The sequence below is a fragment of the Yoonia maritima genome (assembly GCF_002933395.1).
GTDB classification, from domain to species: Bacteria; Pseudomonadota; Alphaproteobacteria; order Rhodobacterales; family Rhodobacteraceae; genus Yoonia; species Yoonia maritima_A.
In genome coordinates this window covers 271,006-289,781 of sequence record NZ_PKFN01000010.1, presented here as the reverse complement: position 1 = coordinate 289,781, position 18,776 = coordinate 271,006, and the positions used below count along the sequence as shown (strand labels likewise).

17 protein-coding genes are annotated in these 18,776 nt (G+C 53.3%); 8 read left to right on the top strand and 9 right to left on the bottom strand.

Going from position 1 to position 18,776, the window contains the following annotated elements:
• The first annotated feature begins 28 nt into the window (after positions 1–28).
• The 5 genes from CYQ09_RS14685 (at position 29) to CYQ09_RS14665 (ending at position 5,648) form a co-directional block, all read left to right on the top strand.
• A complete protein-coding gene (locus CYQ09_RS14685) occupies positions 29–1,339 on the top strand; it encodes a mechanosensitive ion channel family protein (protein WP_106746137.1) in 1,311 nt (436 codons plus the stop codon).
• On the top strand, positions 1,336–2,508 hold the full coding sequence (locus tag CYQ09_RS14680) for a TIGR03862 family flavoprotein (protein WP_106746136.1): 1,173 nt from the start codon (positions 1,336–1,338) through the stop codon (positions 2,506–2,508). The genes CYQ09_RS14685 and CYQ09_RS14680 overlap by 4 nt, the downstream gene beginning before the upstream one ends.
• 62 nt (positions 2,509–2,570) lie before the next feature.
• Entirely contained in the window at positions 2,571–4,691 is a 2,121-nt protein-coding gene (locus CYQ09_RS14675; RefSeq protein WP_106746135.1) for a YjbH domain-containing protein, read from the top strand.
• A complete protein-coding gene (locus tag CYQ09_RS14670; protein WP_106746134.1) occupies positions 4,688–5,332 on the top strand; it encodes a YjbF family lipoprotein in 645 nt (214 codons plus the stop codon). The genes CYQ09_RS14675 and CYQ09_RS14670 overlap by 4 nt, the downstream gene beginning before the upstream one ends.
• 103 nt (positions 5,333–5,435) lie before the next feature.
• Positions 5,436–5,648, top strand: coding sequence for a hypothetical protein (locus tag CYQ09_RS14665; protein WP_106746133.1), 213 nt, complete (start codon positions 5,436–5,438; stop codon positions 5,646–5,648).
• Between the two features lie 53 nt (positions 5,649–5,701).
• On the opposite strand, the gene holA is transcribed toward CYQ09_RS14665, so the two are convergent.
• From holA to CYQ09_RS14640, 5 genes are all read right to left on the bottom strand, one after another.
• A complete protein-coding gene (gene holA, locus CYQ09_RS14660) occupies positions 5,702–6,730 on the bottom strand; it encodes a DNA polymerase III subunit delta (RefSeq protein WP_106746132.1) in 1,029 nt (342 codons plus the stop codon).
• Positions 6,727–7,209: an LPS assembly lipoprotein LptE gene (lptE, locus tag CYQ09_RS14655; protein WP_239495959.1), complete on the bottom strand. Its 483-nt coding sequence runs from the start codon at positions 7,207–7,209 to the stop codon at positions 6,727–6,729. Before lptE ends, holA begins: the two co-directional genes overlap by 4 nt.
• Positions 7,199–9,727, bottom strand: a complete 2,529-nt coding sequence (gene leuS / locus CYQ09_RS14650; RefSeq protein WP_106746131.1) for a leucine--tRNA ligase — start codon at positions 9,725–9,727, stop codon at positions 7,199–7,201. The genes lptE and leuS overlap by 11 nt, the downstream gene beginning before the upstream one ends.
• A 77-nt stretch (positions 9,728–9,804) precedes the next feature.
• Positions 9,805–10,158 (bottom strand): DUF3576 domain-containing protein, encoded by a 354-nt coding sequence (locus tag CYQ09_RS14645; RefSeq protein WP_239495962.1) that lies wholly within the window; start codon positions 10,156–10,158, stop codon positions 9,805–9,807.
• Positions 10,159–10,357: 199 nt separating this feature from the next.
• Positions 10,358–11,473 carry a porin gene (locus CYQ09_RS14640; protein WP_106746129.1) on the bottom strand — a complete coding sequence of 372 codons (1,116 nt, stop codon included), beginning with the start codon at positions 11,471–11,473 and terminating at the stop codon, positions 10,358–10,360.
• Positions 11,474–11,699: 226 nt separating this feature from the next.
• Here CYQ09_RS14640 and CYQ09_RS14635 point away from each other — a divergent pair, with 226 nt between their 5' ends.
• Positions 11,700–12,353: a YggS family pyridoxal phosphate-dependent enzyme gene (locus CYQ09_RS14635; RefSeq protein ID WP_106746128.1), complete on the top strand. Its 654-nt coding sequence runs from the start codon at positions 11,700–11,702 to the stop codon at positions 12,351–12,353.
• Positions 12,353–12,997 carry a pseudouridine synthase gene (locus CYQ09_RS14630; RefSeq protein WP_106746127.1) on the top strand — a complete coding sequence of 215 codons (645 nt, stop codon included), beginning with the start codon at positions 12,353–12,355 and terminating at the stop codon, positions 12,995–12,997. The genes CYQ09_RS14635 and CYQ09_RS14630 overlap by 1 nt, the downstream gene beginning before the upstream one ends.
• Here CYQ09_RS14630 and CYQ09_RS14625 read toward each other — a convergent pair.
• Together CYQ09_RS14625 and CYQ09_RS14620 are read right to left on the bottom strand one after the other, a co-directional pair.
• Entirely contained in the window at positions 12,994–13,590 is a 597-nt protein-coding gene (locus CYQ09_RS14625; RefSeq protein WP_106746126.1) for an alpha/beta hydrolase, read from the bottom strand. The genes CYQ09_RS14630 and CYQ09_RS14625 overlap by 4 nt on opposite strands.
• 1 nt (position 13,591) lies before the next feature.
• On the bottom strand, positions 13,592–14,521 hold the full coding sequence (locus CYQ09_RS14620) for a VOC family protein (protein WP_106746125.1): 930 nt from the start codon (positions 14,519–14,521) through the stop codon (positions 13,592–13,594).
• 192 nt (positions 14,522–14,713) lie between these two features.
• Between CYQ09_RS14620 and CYQ09_RS14615 the strand changes: the two genes are divergently transcribed.
• The gene (locus tag CYQ09_RS14615) at positions 14,714–15,361 is read left to right on the top strand and encodes a peroxiredoxin (RefSeq protein ID WP_106746124.1); all 648 of its coding nucleotides are present in this window, start codon (positions 14,714–14,716) and stop codon (positions 15,359–15,361) included.
• A 43-nt stretch (positions 15,362–15,404) separates the two neighbouring features.
• On the opposite strand, the gene CYQ09_RS14610 is transcribed toward CYQ09_RS14615, so the two are convergent.
• A complete protein-coding gene (locus CYQ09_RS14610; RefSeq protein WP_106746123.1) occupies positions 15,405–16,058 on the bottom strand; it encodes a hypothetical protein in 654 nt (217 codons plus the stop codon).
• A gap of 225 nt (positions 16,059–16,283) precedes the next feature.
• The gene (gene pnp / locus CYQ09_RS14605; RefSeq protein ID WP_106746190.1) at positions 16,284–18,419 is read right to left on the bottom strand and encodes a polyribonucleotide nucleotidyltransferase; all 2,136 of its coding nucleotides are present in this window, start codon (positions 18,417–18,419) and stop codon (positions 16,284–16,286) included.
• Positions 18,420–18,776 lie beyond the last annotated feature (357 nt).

Genomic DNA, 18,776 nt, shown 5'->3' with positions numbered 1-18,776 from the left:
CAAAAGACGCGCAACGCGATGGGGTTTTATGGAACAAGACAATACATTGGTTGATCAGGCACGTGCCGCTTTTGATCAGGGCGTCGTTCTAGCGCAAGATTGGCTGCTTTCGCCGGCTGCTTGGTCACAGTTTGGGCTGTTAATCGTTGCCTACCTGTTGGCGCGTCTTGTGAATGCAAAGCTTACGCCGCGGCTTGAACGTTTCTTGACCCCTGATGCAGGAAGCATCTCGATCCTTTCGCATGTGCGTCGGTTTATTCTCCAATTCTTGCCGCTGATTTTACCGCTGTTGGCATATGGCTTTACTGCCCTAGGCGAGATCGTCACCCGGTCGATCTTTGGCTCTGGCGCTGTCATCGCATTCGGTAAGCGCGTGTTCTTGTTCCTCGCGGCGCGTGCATTGGCGCGTGACATTATCAAAGACCCATTCCTACGGACGCTGGCAAAGTTCGTACTTGTCCCGGCGACTGCGCTTTATGCGCTGGGCTTTTTCGATCAGGTAATCGAAACGCTAGGGAACACATCTGTAAGCTTGGGCAACATCAGCTTTTCGGCGCTTGCGATCCTGCGTGGGATCGTTGCGGGTAGTTTGCTGTTTTGGCTGGGGCAGTGGTCCAACTCGCAGTCGGCGGCCTATATCGAACAACAGCCCATGCGCCCCGCAATCCGGCAGCTTGTTGTTAAGGTAACCGAGTTCTCAATCTTCGGGATCGCCTTCCTGCTGTTAATGAACATCATGGGGATCAGCCTTAGCTCGCTTGCCATCATCGGTGGTGCCGTTGGTGTCGGCCTTGGTTTCGGTCTGCAAAAGATCGCCTCCAACTTTATCTCTGGCGTGATCCTGCTGGTCGAAGGCCAAGCAACGGTGGGCGATTATGTCGAACTTGATGGCGGTGAAGCCGGGACGATTATCAAGATGACGGCGCGTGCGACGTTCCTTGAAACCTTTGATGGTCGCTGGATTGTTGTCCCAAACGAAGACTTCATTACGACCCGTGTTGTGAACTATTCCGACAGCGGGTCCGCCAACCGTTACGAGGTCGATTTTTCTGTTAGCTACGATACCGATATCAACAAAATCCCCGCGATTATCGAAGCGGCGGTTGCGAAGCATCCAGAAGTGCTGACAGAACCCGAAGCCCCAGATTGTGAACTGCGTGGCTTTGGCGATAGCGGGGTCGATTTTGCGGTCGAGTTTTGGGTTAATGGCATTGATGACGGTAAGAACAAATATACCTCTGATGTGCTGTTCTTAGTTTGGAATGCTCTCAAAGATAACGGTATCGAAATTCCTTATCCGCACCGCGTTGTGGAAATCAAAGGCAACATGCCAACGTGACCGATGCCTTGGTCATTGGGGCTGGCCCTGCCGGGTTAATGGCCGCCGAGGTGTTGGGAAAGGCTGGCCTATCGGTGTTGGTCGCGGATGCGATGCCATCGGTGGGGCGCAAATTTCTGATGGCTGGTAAATCGGGTCTAAACCTGACGAAGATGGAGCCGATTGACCAGTTCCTGGATGCTTACGGCGATGCGCCAAAGGTCATGCGCGATGCCGTTGCCGCCTTTGGTCCGCAGGACATTTCAGATTGGGCCGAAGGTCTGGGTCAGCCCGTTTTTACAGGTTCGACCGGGCGCTTATTCCCGACGGTTATGAAGGCATCGCCGCTGTTGCGAGCTTGGGTTGGTCGACTGACTGATCTGGGGGTTGATCTGAAAACCCGCTGGCGCTGGACTGGTTGGGAAGGTCAGGCCGCGCGATTTGATACGCCCGACGGTGCACAGGAAATCACCCCAAAAGTCACCATTCTTGCATTGGGCGGCGCCAGTTGGGCACGGCTTGGGTCCGATGGGTCTTGGGCGCAGTTTTTGCCGGATGCCGTTGCACCGTTTGCCCCCGCGAATATGGGTTTTGTGGTGGATTGGTCAGAACATATGGCTCGGCATTTTGGGACGCCGATTAAGTCAGCGATGCTATCCGCTGGCGACACAGAATCACGGGGTGAGTTCGTGATTTCGGAGCGCGGTATCGAGGGTGGGGGGATCTACAGCCTGTCCAAGCCGTTGCGCGAAGGTGCACGGCTTACCGTCGACTTGCTGCCGGACTGGTCGGAAGATCGCGTTCGCGCGGCGCTCGCGAAACCTCGCGGTAAGGCGAGCCTTTCAAACCATCTGCGCAAGGTTTTGCGGCTTGATCCGGTGCGCATTGCGTTGCTGTCTGAATTCGGTCGGCCATTTCCAGATGATCTGGCCCCGCTGATCAAGGCGCTACCTATTCGGCACGCTGGCCCGCGTCCCATGGACGAGGCGATTTCGACAGCAGGTGGCGTGCGTTTTGATGCCCTGACAGATGGGTTGATGTTACGCGACCGCCCCGGCGTATTTTGCGCGGGCGAAATGCTGGATTGGGAGGCCCCGACTGGCGGCTACCTGATAACCGGATGTCTTGCGACCGGTGTCTTGGCTGGTGCGTCGGCTGTTGATTACGTCGTCGGCAAGAATACCCACTGACTAGTAGCAATCCTTAATGCTGCGCGGTAGACATTTGTAACCAGAGTGATGGAGTAACGTTTATGCTAAGAAAAGCTTTCCTTGCGACTACAGCTTTGACAGCCGTGATTGGGCATCAGGCCAACGCGCAGGACGTTGATCTAAGCTATGGCTATTTCGGAATGCCGGGTCTTGTCGATATGCCAATCGCACAAAGCGCCGACGAAGGTGAAATAGCGGGTGGTTTGATTGCCAAGGATGGCATGTTTCGTCTGAATGTAGGTGCGCAGTTAACTGACCGTTTGTCAGGAAGCGCGAGTTATACTTTAACAGATATTTATGACGCAACTGGGACTGGTATCGAAACAAGCGAATTGGAGCGATCGTTCAGTCTTCAATATCGGTTGGTCAATGAAGCCACTTATATGCCCGCAATTGCGATTGGGATGCGTGATTTTCTTAACCCAGGACGGTTCCAGTCTGAATATGTCGTGGCAACTAAGTCTATTGGTGACAGTCTGACGGTGACTGCCGGATTAGGTTGGGGCGCTATGGGGACTCATGATGGCTTTGATAATCCAATCGGTAGCCGCAGTGACAGGCCTGTATTCGATGAAAACACCCCCGAAGGACAGCTAGCAACGGATCAATGGTTTTCCGGTGATGCTGCGCTTTTCGGCGGGGCGTCGTATCAAATTAACGATAAATGGGGCGTGATGGCGGAGTATTCGTCAATTGCGTATCCCCAACAGGCGTATGCACCAGTTGTTGATGTCGAAAGCCCCTATAACTTTGGTGTAACGTACAGGCCCCTTGATGGTGTTCAAGTGTCGCTCGTGTCTTTGTATGGCGCTGATGTTGCGCTGTCCGGAACCTTTGTCTTGAACGCGAATAACCGGCCGGGAATGGGTGGCATCGAAAGCGCACCTGCGCCGGTAAAAGTGCGTAGCGAGAATGCGCGCGCCGCCCGTACTTGGGATCGTGGTAGTGTCCCCGAGGCGGGGCTTCGTTCTGCTATGAAAGCGTTGCTTGAGATCGAAGGGCTAGAACTTACTGGGCTGGAAGTTACCGATAGGACTGCGCGCGTGCGCTATGTTAACGGTCAGTATCGTTCGCAGGCCCAAGCGATGGGACGCGTTGCACGTATGATGACGCAAGTCATGCCGGGATCGGTAGAAACATTCATTCTTGAACCTGAAGTCAATGGAATTCCGCTATCGTCTACGTCACTTGCACGAAGCGATCTCGAAAGGTTGGAAAATCGGGCAGGCGCATCGGATGCGATTTTGGCCCGTGCTCAATTTTCTGATGCGGGTGGTGATGCTGGCCTGACGCAGGTTGCTTCTGATGCGCCCGCTTTTTCATGGGGAATTAGTCCGTATTTCGCCGTAACTTCGCTTGGGTCCGAAGGAGATCGTTCCGCTGACATCGGTTTGAAATTAAATGCGCGCTATCAGATTACGCCTCAGGTATTGCTGTCGGGGGCGATTGTTCAAAGTTTGCTGAAAGATGATTCAGAAGACCCCGTTACTGATACGACGCCAGATTTGCATAATGTCAGGACGGACGGCGGGTTCTACGGTGATGATGGTATCCCTGTCATGGAAAGCCTGATGCTAACCCACTACGGTCGGCCGGGCGAAAATCTTTATAGCCGGGTCAGTGGCGGGTATCTTGAACGGATGTACGGGGGTGTATCAGCGGAATTGCTTTGGAAGCCCGTTGAAAGTGACTTTGGCTTCGGCGCAGAGGTCAACTATGTCTCGCAGCGCGATACCGATATGGGCTTTGGATTTGATGAATACGACTATGATATCGTAACCGGTCACGTGTCTGCTTACTACGATATTGGTGACGGGTATCATACGCAGCTTGATCTGGGTCGGTATTTGGCTGGCGACTGGGGGGGCAAAGTGACGCTTGCCCGGGAATACGCAAATGGCGTCACCGTCAGCGCATATGTAAGCCAAACAGAGGTAAGCTATGAAGACTATGGCGACGGATCTTATAATAAAGGCGTGCGCATTTCTATTCCGCAAGATTTTTTGACCGGGCGACCAAGCCGTAAAGATTACGGTGCAACCTTGCGGACCCGCACTGGCGATGGTGGCGCGATGTTAAATGTGGATGGCCGACTGTACGAGGTTGTCCGCGATGCACACACCAATGACCTATCTGATAGCTGGGGACGGTTTTGGAGATGAAAAAGATGATGCGTTTAGGGTTTTGCTTTGTGGTTTTGACGCTGCTGGTATCCTGCGGCCAGAGTGGGATGACCGCGCGTTTGGCCGGGCTTGTCATGGGGCAATCCGCACCCGCAGAACAGGTTGCAAATACGCTTGTTCCTGCGGACGAAATGCACGCAAACCCCGGTAAATATTTACGCGTCAATATTCGTAACCAAGAGGCGTGGTCGTCAATGGTTCAGGTTGCGCGCAATAGTGGTCGAGTGACTTGGGTGGATCAGCGAAACGTAACTATGACGTTTGAGAACGGTTTGCTTGTTGCAACTCGTGGTTTAGTGCGTGATTTGATGGGTGCGGATGTTTCGCAGTCGTGGGTGGCGATCCAACGCGGGGGTGGAACGGCACAAAGACGGCATGATTTTATCACTGATCAGGATGGAATTTCGACGGAACTGTTGCAATGTAGCATCGTTTCCGAAGGAACTGAAGTTATCACACGCGCCGAAAAAACCTTCTCGACCCGTAGATTTAATGAGAAATGCGAAGGCGAACGCCTTACTTTCACCAATATTTACTGGGTAAATCAACATGGTGCTATGGTGCGCAGCCTTCAGGCAGTGTCGCCCGACGCCGGATATCTGCAAATCGATGTTTTCTGAACATGCGCAAACCTCTTGGATTTCGCATTAGGCCCTGATTTAATAGGGCAATGTGGATCACCACACAGTGGTAGACCACCCGTGCATTAATTGGAGTACCGACATGCGCCTTACAACTACTCTTGCCGCCACAGCTGTTCTGGCTGTTTCTGCTGTTTCCGCCAACGCTGGCGGTATGTCTGAGCCAGTAATGGCTCCACCTGTTGTTGTTGTTGAAGAACCAGCACCAACTTCTTCTATCAGCAGCACATATGTAATCATCGGTGTTGTTGCAGCTCTGCTTATCGCAGCTGCTGTAAACGCTGACGACGACTAAATCTAAGTCGAAAGACTTGATGAAAAGCAGGCCTCTGGGCCTGCTTTTTTCGTTTAACGGCTCGCGCGGGCCATCATTGCAAGGCGCATCAAAGTACGTTCCATCAGGGGCCCTTGCGGTGCCGTACTTGCCGAACGCAGTTGCAAATCCGCATCGGTCAGCGCCGTCAAAGCGCGTTCCAACCGGGGGCGACCCCAGTGGCTTGCTTGGCGTACGATTTTGTCGCGGCGCGGGCCAAAGACAGGTGGACGCAGCCGACCAACACCCGCCGCCGGGCCTCCGGGGTCAGAGGCCGCAGTGTGCAAGCGCCGAAAGTGTCGCATTGCGCCAATGCACAGCGTCACAGGGGTAACGCCCTGTGCGTATAGACTACTGAGCACAGGGCCCAGCTTTTCGGCCTGCCCAAGCGCCACGACCTCTAGCACATCATCCACGTCGACTTCTGCCGATTGTGGGGCGTTTAGCATCACCTCGGTTACTGACAGCGGTGTGTCGTCACCGCGTTTGTATAGGCTGATCTTTTCTAGGGTCTGTCGAAAGTCACCGGGTTCAAGCGACGAGGCCAGCGCAACAAGTGCATCCATCACCTCCCGCTCTGGCTGATCAATGCCCGCCTGTGTCAGGCTTTGTTCGATATCGGCGACCGATGGTGGGTCGTCATAGATACCGATAGCCATTGCATTGCGGTGGTTTTCGAACAGCTTGCGCAGTGCAGATTTCGCAGTCAGTTGACTGGCTGTTACGATGATCTGTGCATCGCCCGGTTTCCAGTCGACCAGCGCGTTGGTGATCGCCTTGGCGGCCGTATCTGTCGCGTCTTCGACAAAGGCAACGCGGTAGCCGGGAAAGAACCCTTGGGCCTTAACCGCGTCATCCAATAGCGCAGGGTCCTTGCGTAGGTCAGCGGCGGCCATGCGTGTCAGGCGCATTTCTTCTTCGCCGTTAGGACCAACCAAAGCGGTGATCGCTTGTTGCCGTTTTTCAGCGACGCGCATGGGGTCTGCACCAAAAATCAGCAGGCCAGTATGGGTCGGATCAGGCTTGCGGAAATATGCCGTTGCAGCGGTCCCTGACAGCTTCATTGTGTTAACTTAGGGCTAATGATCAGTAGGCGGCTCACGATCATATCGGCAAGAATGACGGACAGGCGCGCGGTCGCATCGGTTTCCGCAGTTTGGGTGGCCGTTGTGGAACCTGTCGCCGAGTAGCTGGTAAAAGCAGCAACTTGGCCTGCTTCGAATTCTTGTCCGTTGCTATCAACGAGCGTCCATGTACCAGTGCCGGTTACGTTATATCGGGTTGTGTCACCATCATCAGTGATGGCTGCGCTGCGGCGTCCTTGGGTCATGGTGACCTGTAGTGTGTATTGGGGCGCTGTGGATCGCCCCAGTCGCTGTTCCAGCCGCTCTTGTAGCCGATACCCTGCGATCGTTTCATCTGTTCTAAAGGCGATCATGCCGCGCAGGTTGCTACTGTCGCTATAGACAGGGGCAAAACCGCAGCCAGCCAAGGCAAGAAGCCCCAGAATGGCCAAGCGACGCGATGGCGGTTTAGACGACAATGTTCACAATCCGTCCCGGTACGATGATTAGTTTCTTCGGCGCGTTGCCATCCAAAGCTTTCTGCACAATCTCTAGACCCATCACGATTTCCTCGATTGCGTCTTTGCTTGCGTCGGACGCAACCTTGATTTCGCCCCGGCGTTTCCCATTGATCTGAATCGGCATCGTAACAGTATCTTCAACCAACATTGCCTCGTCTGCAACAGGCCATGGGGCATTAGCGATCAAGCCTTCGCCGCCCAGCAGGCTCCAGATCTCTTCGGATAGATGAGGTGTCATCGGTGACATCAGCTGTGCTAAAACCTTGGCTGCTTCACGTTTGGCTGCACCGCCTGCCTTGGATTTCGCCAAGACGTTGGTAAAGCCATATAGCTTCGCGATTGCCGCGTTAAAGCCAAAGGTCTCGACGCCCATGGTCACGTCATGGACTGCCTTGTGCGTGGCGCGCAGCAGATCCTCGTCACCTGTACCGGGTGCCGTGTCCATTGTTGCGATGTCGTTGGCAACACGGAACACGCGCGACAGGTGCTTGTGCGTGGCCTCTGCGCCAGATGCCGTCCATTCCACGTCCCGTTCCGGAGGGCTGTCGGACAGCACGAACCAACGTGCAGTATCCGCACCATATTTCGCCAGAATGTCATCTGGATCGACGACGTTCTTTTTCGATTTCGACATTTTGGCCGAAGGCACGATTTCCACCTCGGTGCCATCCGCCAGTTTCCCGTCGGTCACATCCTCGGGGAAGTGGTAGGCAGGGCGGTTGTCGGCACCCATCGTTTGGTATATCTCGTGTGTCACCATGCCTTGCGTAAACAACGCATTGAACGGCTCTTTGGCGCTATTCGGCAGATGCCCAGTGATGTTCATCGCGCGGGCAAAAAAGCGGCTGTATAGCAGGTGCAAAATTGCGTGTTCGATCCCCCCGATATACTGGTCAACGTTCATCCAATACGCGGCATCTTCGGCATTGGTCGGCGTTTCGGCATTTGGGGATGTGAAGCGGGCATAATACCAGCTGGAATCCACAAAGGTATCCATCGTGTCGGTTTCACGTTGAGCCGGTTTGCCACATGCAGGGCAGGCGCAATCGCGCCAGGTAGGATGACGATCCAGCGGGTTGCCGGGGATGTCGAATGTGACATCGTATGGCAATTCAACTGGCAGGTTTTCTTTCTTTTCAGGAACCGCGCCGCAATCATCACAATGGACAATCGGGATCGGGCAACCCCAATACCGCTGGCGGCTCAGGCCCCAATCACGCAGGCGGAACTTGGTCACGCCTGCGCCGATACCTTTGCCTTCGCAGTAAGCAATAGCGGTGTCGACAGCGTAGTCGCCGGTTTGGACGGTATCGCCAGCGAAACCTTTGACGTAGGTCACTGTTTCAGTTTTGGCTGGGGTATAGGCCTCGGTCAGGTTGGCGTCCGCGTCGGCGGAGGGCAGGAACACCGCGTTGATCGGCAGGTCGTATTTCGTCGCAAAGTCAAAGTCGCGCTGATCGTGCGCCGGGCAACCAAAGATCGCGCCAGTTCCGTAATCCATCAGGATAAAGTTCGCGATATAGACGGGCAGTTCCGAACCATTCAGCGGATGCTTGACGGTCAGGCCAGTGTCGTAGCCCAGCTTTTCGGCCTTTTCGATTGCTTCGGCCGTTGTCCCGCCTTTACGGCATTCAGCGCAGAATGCAGCGACTTTGTCGTCTTTGGCTTCCAATTCTTTGGCCAGCGGATGGTCAGGTGAAATACCGACGAAAGACGCACCCATCAACGTGTCTGGGCGGGTCGTGTAAACTTCGATTTGGCCGCCATCGGTGCGATCAAACGCGAATTGCAGGCCGCGTGATTTGCCGATCCAGTTGGCCTGCATCAGTTTGACTTTGGCGGGCCAGTCGTCAAGGCTGTCGATTGCAGTCAGCAGTTCTTCGGAATGGTCGCTGATCTTAAAGAACCATTGCACCAACTCGCGGCGTTCGACCTCTGCGCCGGAACGCCATCCTTTGCCGTCGATGACCTGTTCGTTCGCCAGAACGGTCATGTCGATTGGGTCCCAGTTCACGACGGCTTTTTTACGATAAATCAGTCCCTTTGACAGGAAATCAATGAACAGCGCTTGCTGCTGGCCGTAGTATTCGGGATCACAGGTCGCGAATTCGCGGGACCAGTCGATGGACAGACCCAGCGGCTTCATCTGTGCCTTCATGTCGGCGATATTGTTGTAGGTCCAATCCTTTGGATGGCCGCCTGATGCCATCGCTGCATTTTCGGCTGGCATGCCAAAGGCATCCCAACCCATTGGGTGCAGGATGTTATGACCGGTCGCCAGCTTGTACCGCGCGATCACGTCACCCATGGTGTAGTTGCGGACGTGCCCCATGTGAATACGACCCGACGGATATGGGAACATCTCAAGCACATAGTACTTGGGTTTGTCAGCGCTGCGGACGGCTTTGAATGTCTCGGCATCGGCCCAAGAGGATTGCCATTTCGCTTCGATATCGGCGGGTGTGTAAGTGGTCATCAGGGCGGTCTTTCAAGAATGCAAACGCCGGGCAACAGGGGCCCGGCGGATTTGATAATCGGGCGATATACCGAAGGCTATAGGATGCCGTCAGCGATACGAAGCTGTCGGGCGCGCGCGAGGATCGCGTTTTCTATGGCTGTTTGTGTTTCGATTGAAACGGGTCCACTGCGGCTTTGCAGTGCGACTTGCAGCGAACGCGCGTCCAGTGCGGGGTCAATGACGCGGATCGTGGCGCGATAGGCGTTGCCGCTGCCAGGGGGCGTGCCGTAGCCGGTCGATATGACACCAGTGAACGGATCAGCAGATTGTACAGGTAGAAAGTCTAGTACATCAAGGGATGCAGCCCATATGTATCGGTTCACCGCGACGTTTTCAGTACCGCGTGGTGTGTGGGGTTGGCCACCGCCACACGAGGCGAGCGAGCCGATCAACAAAGCAACAAGCCCTGTGCGAACAAAATTCAATATTGACGTCAAACCACTTCCCCTTTGCCGGGATACTTTGCCATTGGCGAAATATGTAGCGAACGGTTGAACGGGTCACAAGCGGTTATACAACAAAGCAGTCCCCACAAAAGTAAAGAGCGACCCAAAGGGCCGCTCTCGCTTAGTCAAATACTGGCTTCGCTTAGAATGCGAATGTCAGCTCAACAGTCGCGCCGTCTTGGTAGTCTGGGCCACCAACTTCGTCGTCTGCTTTTGCGCCACCAGTTTCAGCTTCTGCGTAAGAAACGAGGATAGATGCGCCGCCACCCAGGTCATATTCACCTGCGATGTATGCGTCTGTACCGTTGTTTGCGTCAGTCGCGTCGTCAGACTGGTCGTAAACACCAGCAAGGATAGTCAGACCGTTACCCAGGTCGTAAGAACCGTCCAGGCCGATTTTGTTTACGCCTTGGTCGTAGTCGTAGTCGCCTTTAACAGACAGTGCGCCTTCGGAGTAAGCAAGTGTTACACCGTAGTTGTCTTCGTCAGCTGCGTCGTCTTCTGAAACGTAGTAAACTGTCGCAGTTACTGGACCGAATGGGTAAGCAACTTGAACACCTACAGAAGATTCGTCCAGTGTTTCGTCAGATGCGTATGCAACTGTGATGTCTGCGCCAGAGAAAGACGCGCCTACAGACAGACCGAAGATTTCGGACGTGTTGTAGTCACCGTTTGCGCCGTTTGCCAGAACACCGAATGCAGCTTCGGATTCTTCTTGGTACGCAGCAACTACTGAGAACTGACCGAAGTCACCAGCAGCAGCAACAGACAGTTGGTCAACGTGGCTGTCGTCTGTTGGGAAGTTGTTGTCTGCATCTGCGACTGTGTAAGAAACGGCTGCTTCAACTGCACCGAAAGATGCTTCGCCGCGCAGAACTGTTTCGCCGTCAGCTTCTGAGAAGCCGTCAGATTCCATGTCGCCTGCAGATTTCCACAGTGTTTCAGCAGCAAATGCTGTGTCACCGTAGTACATGCCAGCAGATTCTGTTGTCAGAGACAGAACATAGCTTTCGCTGATGATGTCTGTTTCATTATCGTTGTCGATTGCGTCAAACTGAAAAGACGCAGCAGCTGTTACGCCGTTGTCCAGTTCCTGAGACATTGCAGTTGCAACGTTTGCGTCCCAGTAGAAACCGTCGTTGTCGCCAGCGATGCGTGAGTTGTAGCCCAGTGTTGCTTCACCGGAGAAAGATACTTCAGCAGCTGCGGCGCCAGCAAAGGCAACAAGCGCAGATGTTGTAAGAAGGATGCTTTTCATGGATTTATTCCCTCGTGTTTTGCATTCCCAAGAATGCCAGTTTTCCTAGCATTGGCGTTTAACTGCGCCCATTGGTTCTGACACTCAAGTAAATTAGACCATAATTAGGCGGGTTCGCGGAAAATGATGCATCAAGGACACACAGTGTTTTGGGCGGTGACATCGTCTCTAATTGCCTTTATTTCGGCCTGAAACGTGACGTGACCCTTATTTTTCGGAGCCTTACATGCCCTTAGCTGATATTCAGGACCGTATCCGTGCCGCTTGTGAGGCATCAGGGCGTAAAAAAGATGATGTGACCCTTATTGCAGTGTCTAAGGTGCAACCCAATGACCGGGTCGAGGCTGTCTTGGATCAGGGGCATCGAGTCTTTGGTGAGAATAAGGTGCAAGAGGCCGCAGGAAAGTGGCCTGCGTTCCGTGAGAGTTATAGTGACGTTCATCTTCACATGATTGGGCCGTTGCAGACGAATAAGGTCCGTCAAGCGATGGAGCTTGCACAGGCGATCCACACTGTTGACCGCCCAAAGTTGGCTGCGACCATGGTGCGGTTGGCGCAAGAGACTGGATATTGCCCAGATTTGTTTATTCAGGTGAACACCGGCGAGGAACCGCAGAAGGCGGGCGTTTTGCCTGCACAGGCAGACGCATTTATTGCCGAAGTGCGCGCGCTTGATCTACCCGTTAAGGGATTGATGTGCATTCCCCCCGTGGACGAGGAGCCATCACTGCATTTCGCGCTGCTTGCGAAGATCGCAGCGCGCAACGGTTTAACGGGTCTTTCGATGGGTATGAGCAGTGATTTTGAGCGCGCTATTGCGCTGGGTGCAACACATATTCGCGTTGGATCTGCTATTTTCGGCGATCGCGTAGCTGTGTGATGACGGACTATAACCCGCCACAGGATCCGCTTGTCATCTTACATGACGACCATGAGGTCGTTTTGGTTGATAAGCCGAGTGGGCTTTTGTCTGTTCCCGGTAAGGGCGAGTTGCTGGCCGACTGCCTGATGGCGCGTGTGAAGGCGGTGTTTCCTACTGCGCTTCTTGTTCACCGCCTAGATAGAGACACATCCGGGGTGATGATTTTTGCGCTCACCCCACATGCGCAGCGCCACCTAGGGTTGCAGTTTGAAAAGCGTCAAACCAAAAAGACATATGTTGCGCGGGTCTGGGGCGAAGTGCAGGAAAAGACAGGTACGGTTGATCTGCCGTTGATCGTGGACTGGCCCAACCGTCCCAAACAGATGGTTGACCATGAAAATGGAAAGCAAGCGCTGACCGACTGGCGCGTTATGCGTAAAGGCAACGGTGAGACGCGCGTGAGGTTAATGCCTAAGACCGGTCGTTCGCATCAGCTACGGGTGCATATGCTGGCCATGGGTCACCCAATTTTGGGTGACCCATTTTACGCCGAAGGGCCTGCGGGCGACTACCCCCGGCTAATGCTTCATTCTGAGACATTTCAGTTTCGGCACCCGGATGGCGGGCAAGGTACGCGCATCACAGCAAAGTGCCCGTTTTAGCTAGCGACAAATTCCGCGATTTTTTGGATTTCGGATTGGCTGATTTCATGTCCGCCTTGATGCCAATGCAATGTGACAATCGCCCCTTGCGCTGTGAAATAATCCGCAAGAGCCTGCGTCTGGGGTGCTGGGCAAATTGGGTCACGCTTTCCTGCCGTGATTAAGATCCGGCGGCCAGTAAGATTGGGCTGTGGTTTGGGCGTCCAAGGAATTAAGGGATGCATCAGGATTAGAGTATCAACGATGTCTGGCTGTTCTAGTGCTACAGCCGCAAGAATGTTCGCGCCGTTTGAATACCCAAGCCCAAACGTGCGAGGTGCGTTCGCCGTCGATATCTCGGCGCGGATGAACTGCGCCATTTCGGTCGTGCGGCGCGCAAGATCGGGCATGTCATAGACGCCTTCGCTTGCCCTGCGAAAGTAACGCAAGGCACCATGTTCGGTTACGTTGCCCCGCGGGGATGTGATATACGCACCCGGAGCGAGCTGTTCTGCAAATCCGTGGAACTGATCCTCGTTTCCGCCTGTCCCATGAAACGTCAGGAACAGCGGCTGTCCCGCTGCGCCCTTTGTGCGTTTTGCGTGATATGGCATATTAGTTCCCGATTGGTTGGAGGTAGCCTTCAAGTCGGGCGCGCAGATGTTCGTGCTGGCTCGGCAATTTCAGTGCTTCGCCAAGGTGCGCGGTATCCTCGTCACGGTCAAACCCCGGTTCGTTTGTCGCGACTTCAAACAATACGCCACCCGGCGTGCGAAAGTATATTGCATAGAAATAGTCGCGGTCGATGACTGGCGTAACCTGATATCCAGTGTCCAACAGCGCCTCGCGGACTTCTAGTTGGCGGGCGCGATTTTCGACGGCAAAGGCAATGTGGTGTACTGATCCGGCGCCCTGTGCTGCGCGGCGTGCGCTTGGGGTCAGTTCAATATCAATCACGTTGGCATCATTCCCGCCCGGAACGATGAAGCGAGTCACGTTGTTTTCTGTCTCTTGCTTTTCGTAGCCCATGAACTTTAGCAGTTCTGTGCTTTGGGCGTCATCGGTCAGTTGCATGTCGGTCGAATGGAAACCGCGAATACCGATATCAGCGCTGACACCATTGCCAGTCCATGGTGCGCGGTCATCATTGCTTTCGACAAGGGCAAATCTGTCGCCGTCTGGCCCATCAAACAAGATGCGTTTTTGACCAAAGCGGACGTCTTGGGACAGTGCCGTCGTTTCAAATGTGGCCAAGCGATCAAGCCATGCCTGTGACGTCCCTGTTGGGATGCTGAACGATGTTCGCCCAACTTCGCCAGTACCTGCGATGCCGCGACCAGCGTTTGGAAACGGAAAATACGTCATTACAGTCCCCGGCGTGCCGGCTTCGTCACCATAGTAAAGGTGGTAAACGTCGGGGGCGTCAAAATTGACGGTCTTTTTGACGCGCCGCAATCCAAGCACGTTAGTAAAGAACGCATTATTTGTTCGAGCGTCACTGGCCAGCGATGTGACGTGATGCAGGCCTTTAATTTGTTTTAGCATTGGTCATCTCCTGATCTGTTGCCGCATAAGTAGCGTGTTTTGATCCGCACTAAATACCACTGGGCGCACTGCAATGGTTCGAAAATGAACATGAATACACGTCAGACTGCGACAAAGGGTATGACCCCCGTAGCGCAATCAGCGTTGCGGGCATATATATCCATTAACGCATTACAACAAAGGAGCGTTCCAATGGGCCTACGCATTAACGATACAATACCCGATATGACGGTTGAGACAGATCACGGCACGATTTCCCTGCATGATTGGATTGGCGATAGCTGGGCAGTTCTGTTTTCGCACCCCAAGGACTTTACCCCCGTCTGCACTACAGAATTTGGCGCGGTCGCGCAGTTGGCAGACGAATGGGAAAAACGCGGAACGAAGGTTCTGGGCATCAGTATTGATGGTGTCGAAGATCACAAAAAGTGGAAAGGCGACATCGAAACTGTTGCTGGCACCAAAGCAGGCTTTCCGATCGTTGCCGACGAGGGGCTGGAGATGGCTAAAGCCTTCGACATGCTTCCTGCCGAGGCCTACATGCCTGACGGGCGTACACCTGCGGATAGCGCGACAGTGCGTTCTGTCTTTATCGTTGGGCCAGACAAGAAGCTAAAGCTGTCGATGACATATCCAATGACAGTCGGCCGTAATTTTGCCGAAGTCCTGCGTGCGCTGGATGGTTTGCAAACATCGGTTGGTCAGGGCGTGGCTACGCCTGCAAACTGGAATGTCGGTGATGATGTGATCATTCCAGCGTCGGTAAGCAATGAAGATGCCAAAGCGAAATACGGCGATTTCAAAACAGTGCTACCTTACCTACGCACGACGAAGCTTTAAGAAAAATGGACCGCATTCAAGATTGGATGCGGTCCACAAAATTTTAGAAACGGTACGCAAGCCCAAGGCTGAGGTACGGATAGATGTTTAGATCATCCGCATCGTCACGCGCTTCTGCGTAGTCGTCGCTGCTGTCAATTTCAGCTTGCAACGTGGCATCGTCAGATTCCGCTGACAGATCAACACCACCGATGAAAATCGCGCCGATTTCGCTGCTGAATGTCCAGTTGTCTGCGAAATGCAGATCATAACCGGTTGTCAGGACAGGTGCGACGGTGTTGTTGAATTCAGACTTTGTCGTCACAGAACCACTTGTGTACTCAGTTCCATCAATCTCGATGGGGTTGGCAGCTGACGCTTCTGCAACACCGGTGAAATCTGTGTTGGATAGGAACAGGCCACCTGAAACACGCCAGCCGCTTTGAGTTGGATAGTAATCTGCTAAGACGGCAACACCACCAAGGCTTGCATCAAATTCATATGAACCGTCACCAGGCTCAGAGCCGGAATCTTCATAAGAGAAGCCACCCATTAGCGCCCCGCGAACGCGAAACTGTTCGTTGATGACATAGGAAGCTTCAAGGTTGCCGCCGAATGTCGAAACACCAAGCCCGACGGACATATCGCCAGCTTCTTGCGCTTGGACAGCAGTACACGAAACAAGTAATGCTACGCAGCTAGCAAAAGTATAATTCATTATTAGTCTCCAAAAAGTGAATAAATTTTACCTACTGGAATTAGGCGGTGGGTATAGCTGAACTGAAGCATAATTTTATGATTTGTGGTTGGTTGTGATAGTACCGCAACGGTTGTTTTGGGGCTGAATGTGCGGTCCTCCGGTTTGCATGAATATGTAGCGTAAACTGAAAAGGCCCTGACAAATGAATGTCAGGGCCTTCGGGTAAATTAAGAGTGGGCTGAATTACTCTTCAGCGGCTTCTTCTTTAACGACTTCTTTACCAGTTTCCTGATCAACCATTTTCATAGCCAAGCGAACTTTGCCGCGATCATCAAAACCAAGCAGCTTAACCCATACTTCCTGACCTTCTTTTAGAACGTCAGAAGGATGGTTCAGGCGGCGGTTTTCGATTTGGGACACGTGTACCAGACCGTCGCGTTTGCCGAAGAAGTTCACGAAAGCACCAAAGTCGACCAGTTTCACAACTGTCCCTTTGTAGATCACGCCTTCTTCAGGTTCCGCTACGATTGAATGGATCATGTCGTAGGCTTTTTTGATCGCTTCAGCGTCGTTAGATGCCAGCTTGATCACACCGTCGTCATTGATGTCGACTTTTGCGCCGGATGTTTCAACGATTTCACGGATGACCTTACCGCCAGAACCGATAACTTCACGGATCTTGTCGGTTGGGATTTGCATTGTCTCGATCTTAGGAGCGTGAACGCTAAATTCTTGCGCGCCTGTCAGGGCTTTGCCCATCTCTTCGAGAATATGCAAACGACCAGCTTTCGCTTGCTCTAGCGCCTTGGACATAATGTCAGACGTAATGCCTGCAATCTTGATGTCCATTTGCAGCGACGTGATACCGTTTTCAGTACCCGCAACTTTAAAGTCCATGTCGCCTAGGTGATCTTCGTCACCCAAGATGTCAGACAAGATCGCGTAGTCGCCATCGTCTTCCATAACCAGACCCATCGCAACACCAGCAACTGGTGACTTAAGCGGAACACCAGCGTCCATCATGGACAAAGAGCCACCGCAAACAGATGCCATCGACGACGAACCGTTTGATTCAGTGATCTCAGACACCAGACGGATTGTGTATGGGAAATCAGTTGCAGCAGGCAGAACAGCCTGAAGCGCACGCCATGCCAGTTTACCGTGACCGATTTCACGACGACCTGGGCCAGACACACGACCAACTTCACCAACAGAATATGGTGGGAAGTTATAGTGCAGCATAAAGTTCGACTTATACATGCCAGTCAGCGAGTCGATCATTTGCTCGTCGTCGCCAGTACCCAATGTCGTCACAACCAGACCTTGGGTTTCACCACGCGTAAACAGGGCAGAACCGTGTGTACGTGGCAGGATACCAGTTTCTGAAACGATTGGACGAATAGTGTCCAGTGCGCGACCGTCGATACGTTTGCCGTTTTTCACAACATCGCCACGTAGAACGTTTGATTCCAGCTTCTTAAGCGCAGCGCCCAAGTTGCCGTCTTCTTTTTGTTCGTCGGTCAGTGCGTCAATGATTGATGCCTTTGCAGCAGAAACAGCGGCTGTGCGCTCTTGCTTGTCTGTGATTGCATAAGCAGCGCGCATCGCGTCTTCGCCTGCGGCTTTCACAGCAGCGGACAAATCAGAATAATCGACAGGTTCGAAGTCAAACGGCTCTTTCGCTGTTTCTTCTGCTAGGTCGATGATCAGGTCGATAACTGGCTGGATTTGCTCGTGTGCAAAGTTAACCGCGCCCAGCATTTCTGCTTCGGATAGTTCGTATGCTTCGGATTCAACCATCATCACGGCGTCTTTGGTGCCGGCTACAACAAGATCCAAACGCTGCTCTGGATTCAGGCGCAGGTTATGCATGTCGTCGATTTCAGGGTTCAGGATGTATTCGCCATCCACGAAACCAACACGACAAGCACCGATTGGGCCACGGAATGGCGCGCCGGAAATTGTCAACGCAGCAGACGCAGCGATCATCGCAACCATGTCTGGGTCGTTAACCATGTCGTGTGACAGAACTGTACACATGACCAGAACTTCGTTTTTGAAGCCGGGAACGAACAGTGGGCGAATTGGGCGGTCGATCAGGCGGGATGTCAGCGTCTCTTTTTCAGTTGGACGTGCTTCGCGCTTGAAAAAGCCGCCCGGCACTTTACCGGCGGCATAGTATTTTTCTTGGTAGTGAACGGTCAGAGGGAAGAAATCCTGGCCGGGTTTTTGGGCGCGTGCGAATGTCACGTTTGCCATAACACTGGTTTCACCCAGCGTGGCAATAACAGAGCCGTCAGCCTGACGAGCAACCTTGCCCGTTTCAAGTGTGAGCGTTTCTTGCCCCCACTGCATCGATTTTTTAACTTCGTTAAACATCATGTTTTCCTAGTCGGGCCGCAGCCCATTTTGCGTAGGGGGCGTATTCCCCCTCATTCCGGTATCTTCTTTGTCAGGCGCTGGAATGCGGGCGCCGGTCTCTCAAGATTTGCGGGCCATAGCTGAATTTTGTGTATTTGGGAAGAGAAAGCTCTTTCAACTACGATTTGGTCACATTTTGTACTGTGTCCGTTCAACTACTTGGCCTTTGCTAACCATGAAATTTGGAGTTATTTGTTCGCACACCTTATGCGTGTGCTGTGCTGCTTTTCAAGAGAATTAGTTTCGAGCCACCCCAAAGTAAAAAACGCCCACCAAAAGGCGGACGTTTTATGTCATTACCGAAGCTGTGCTTCG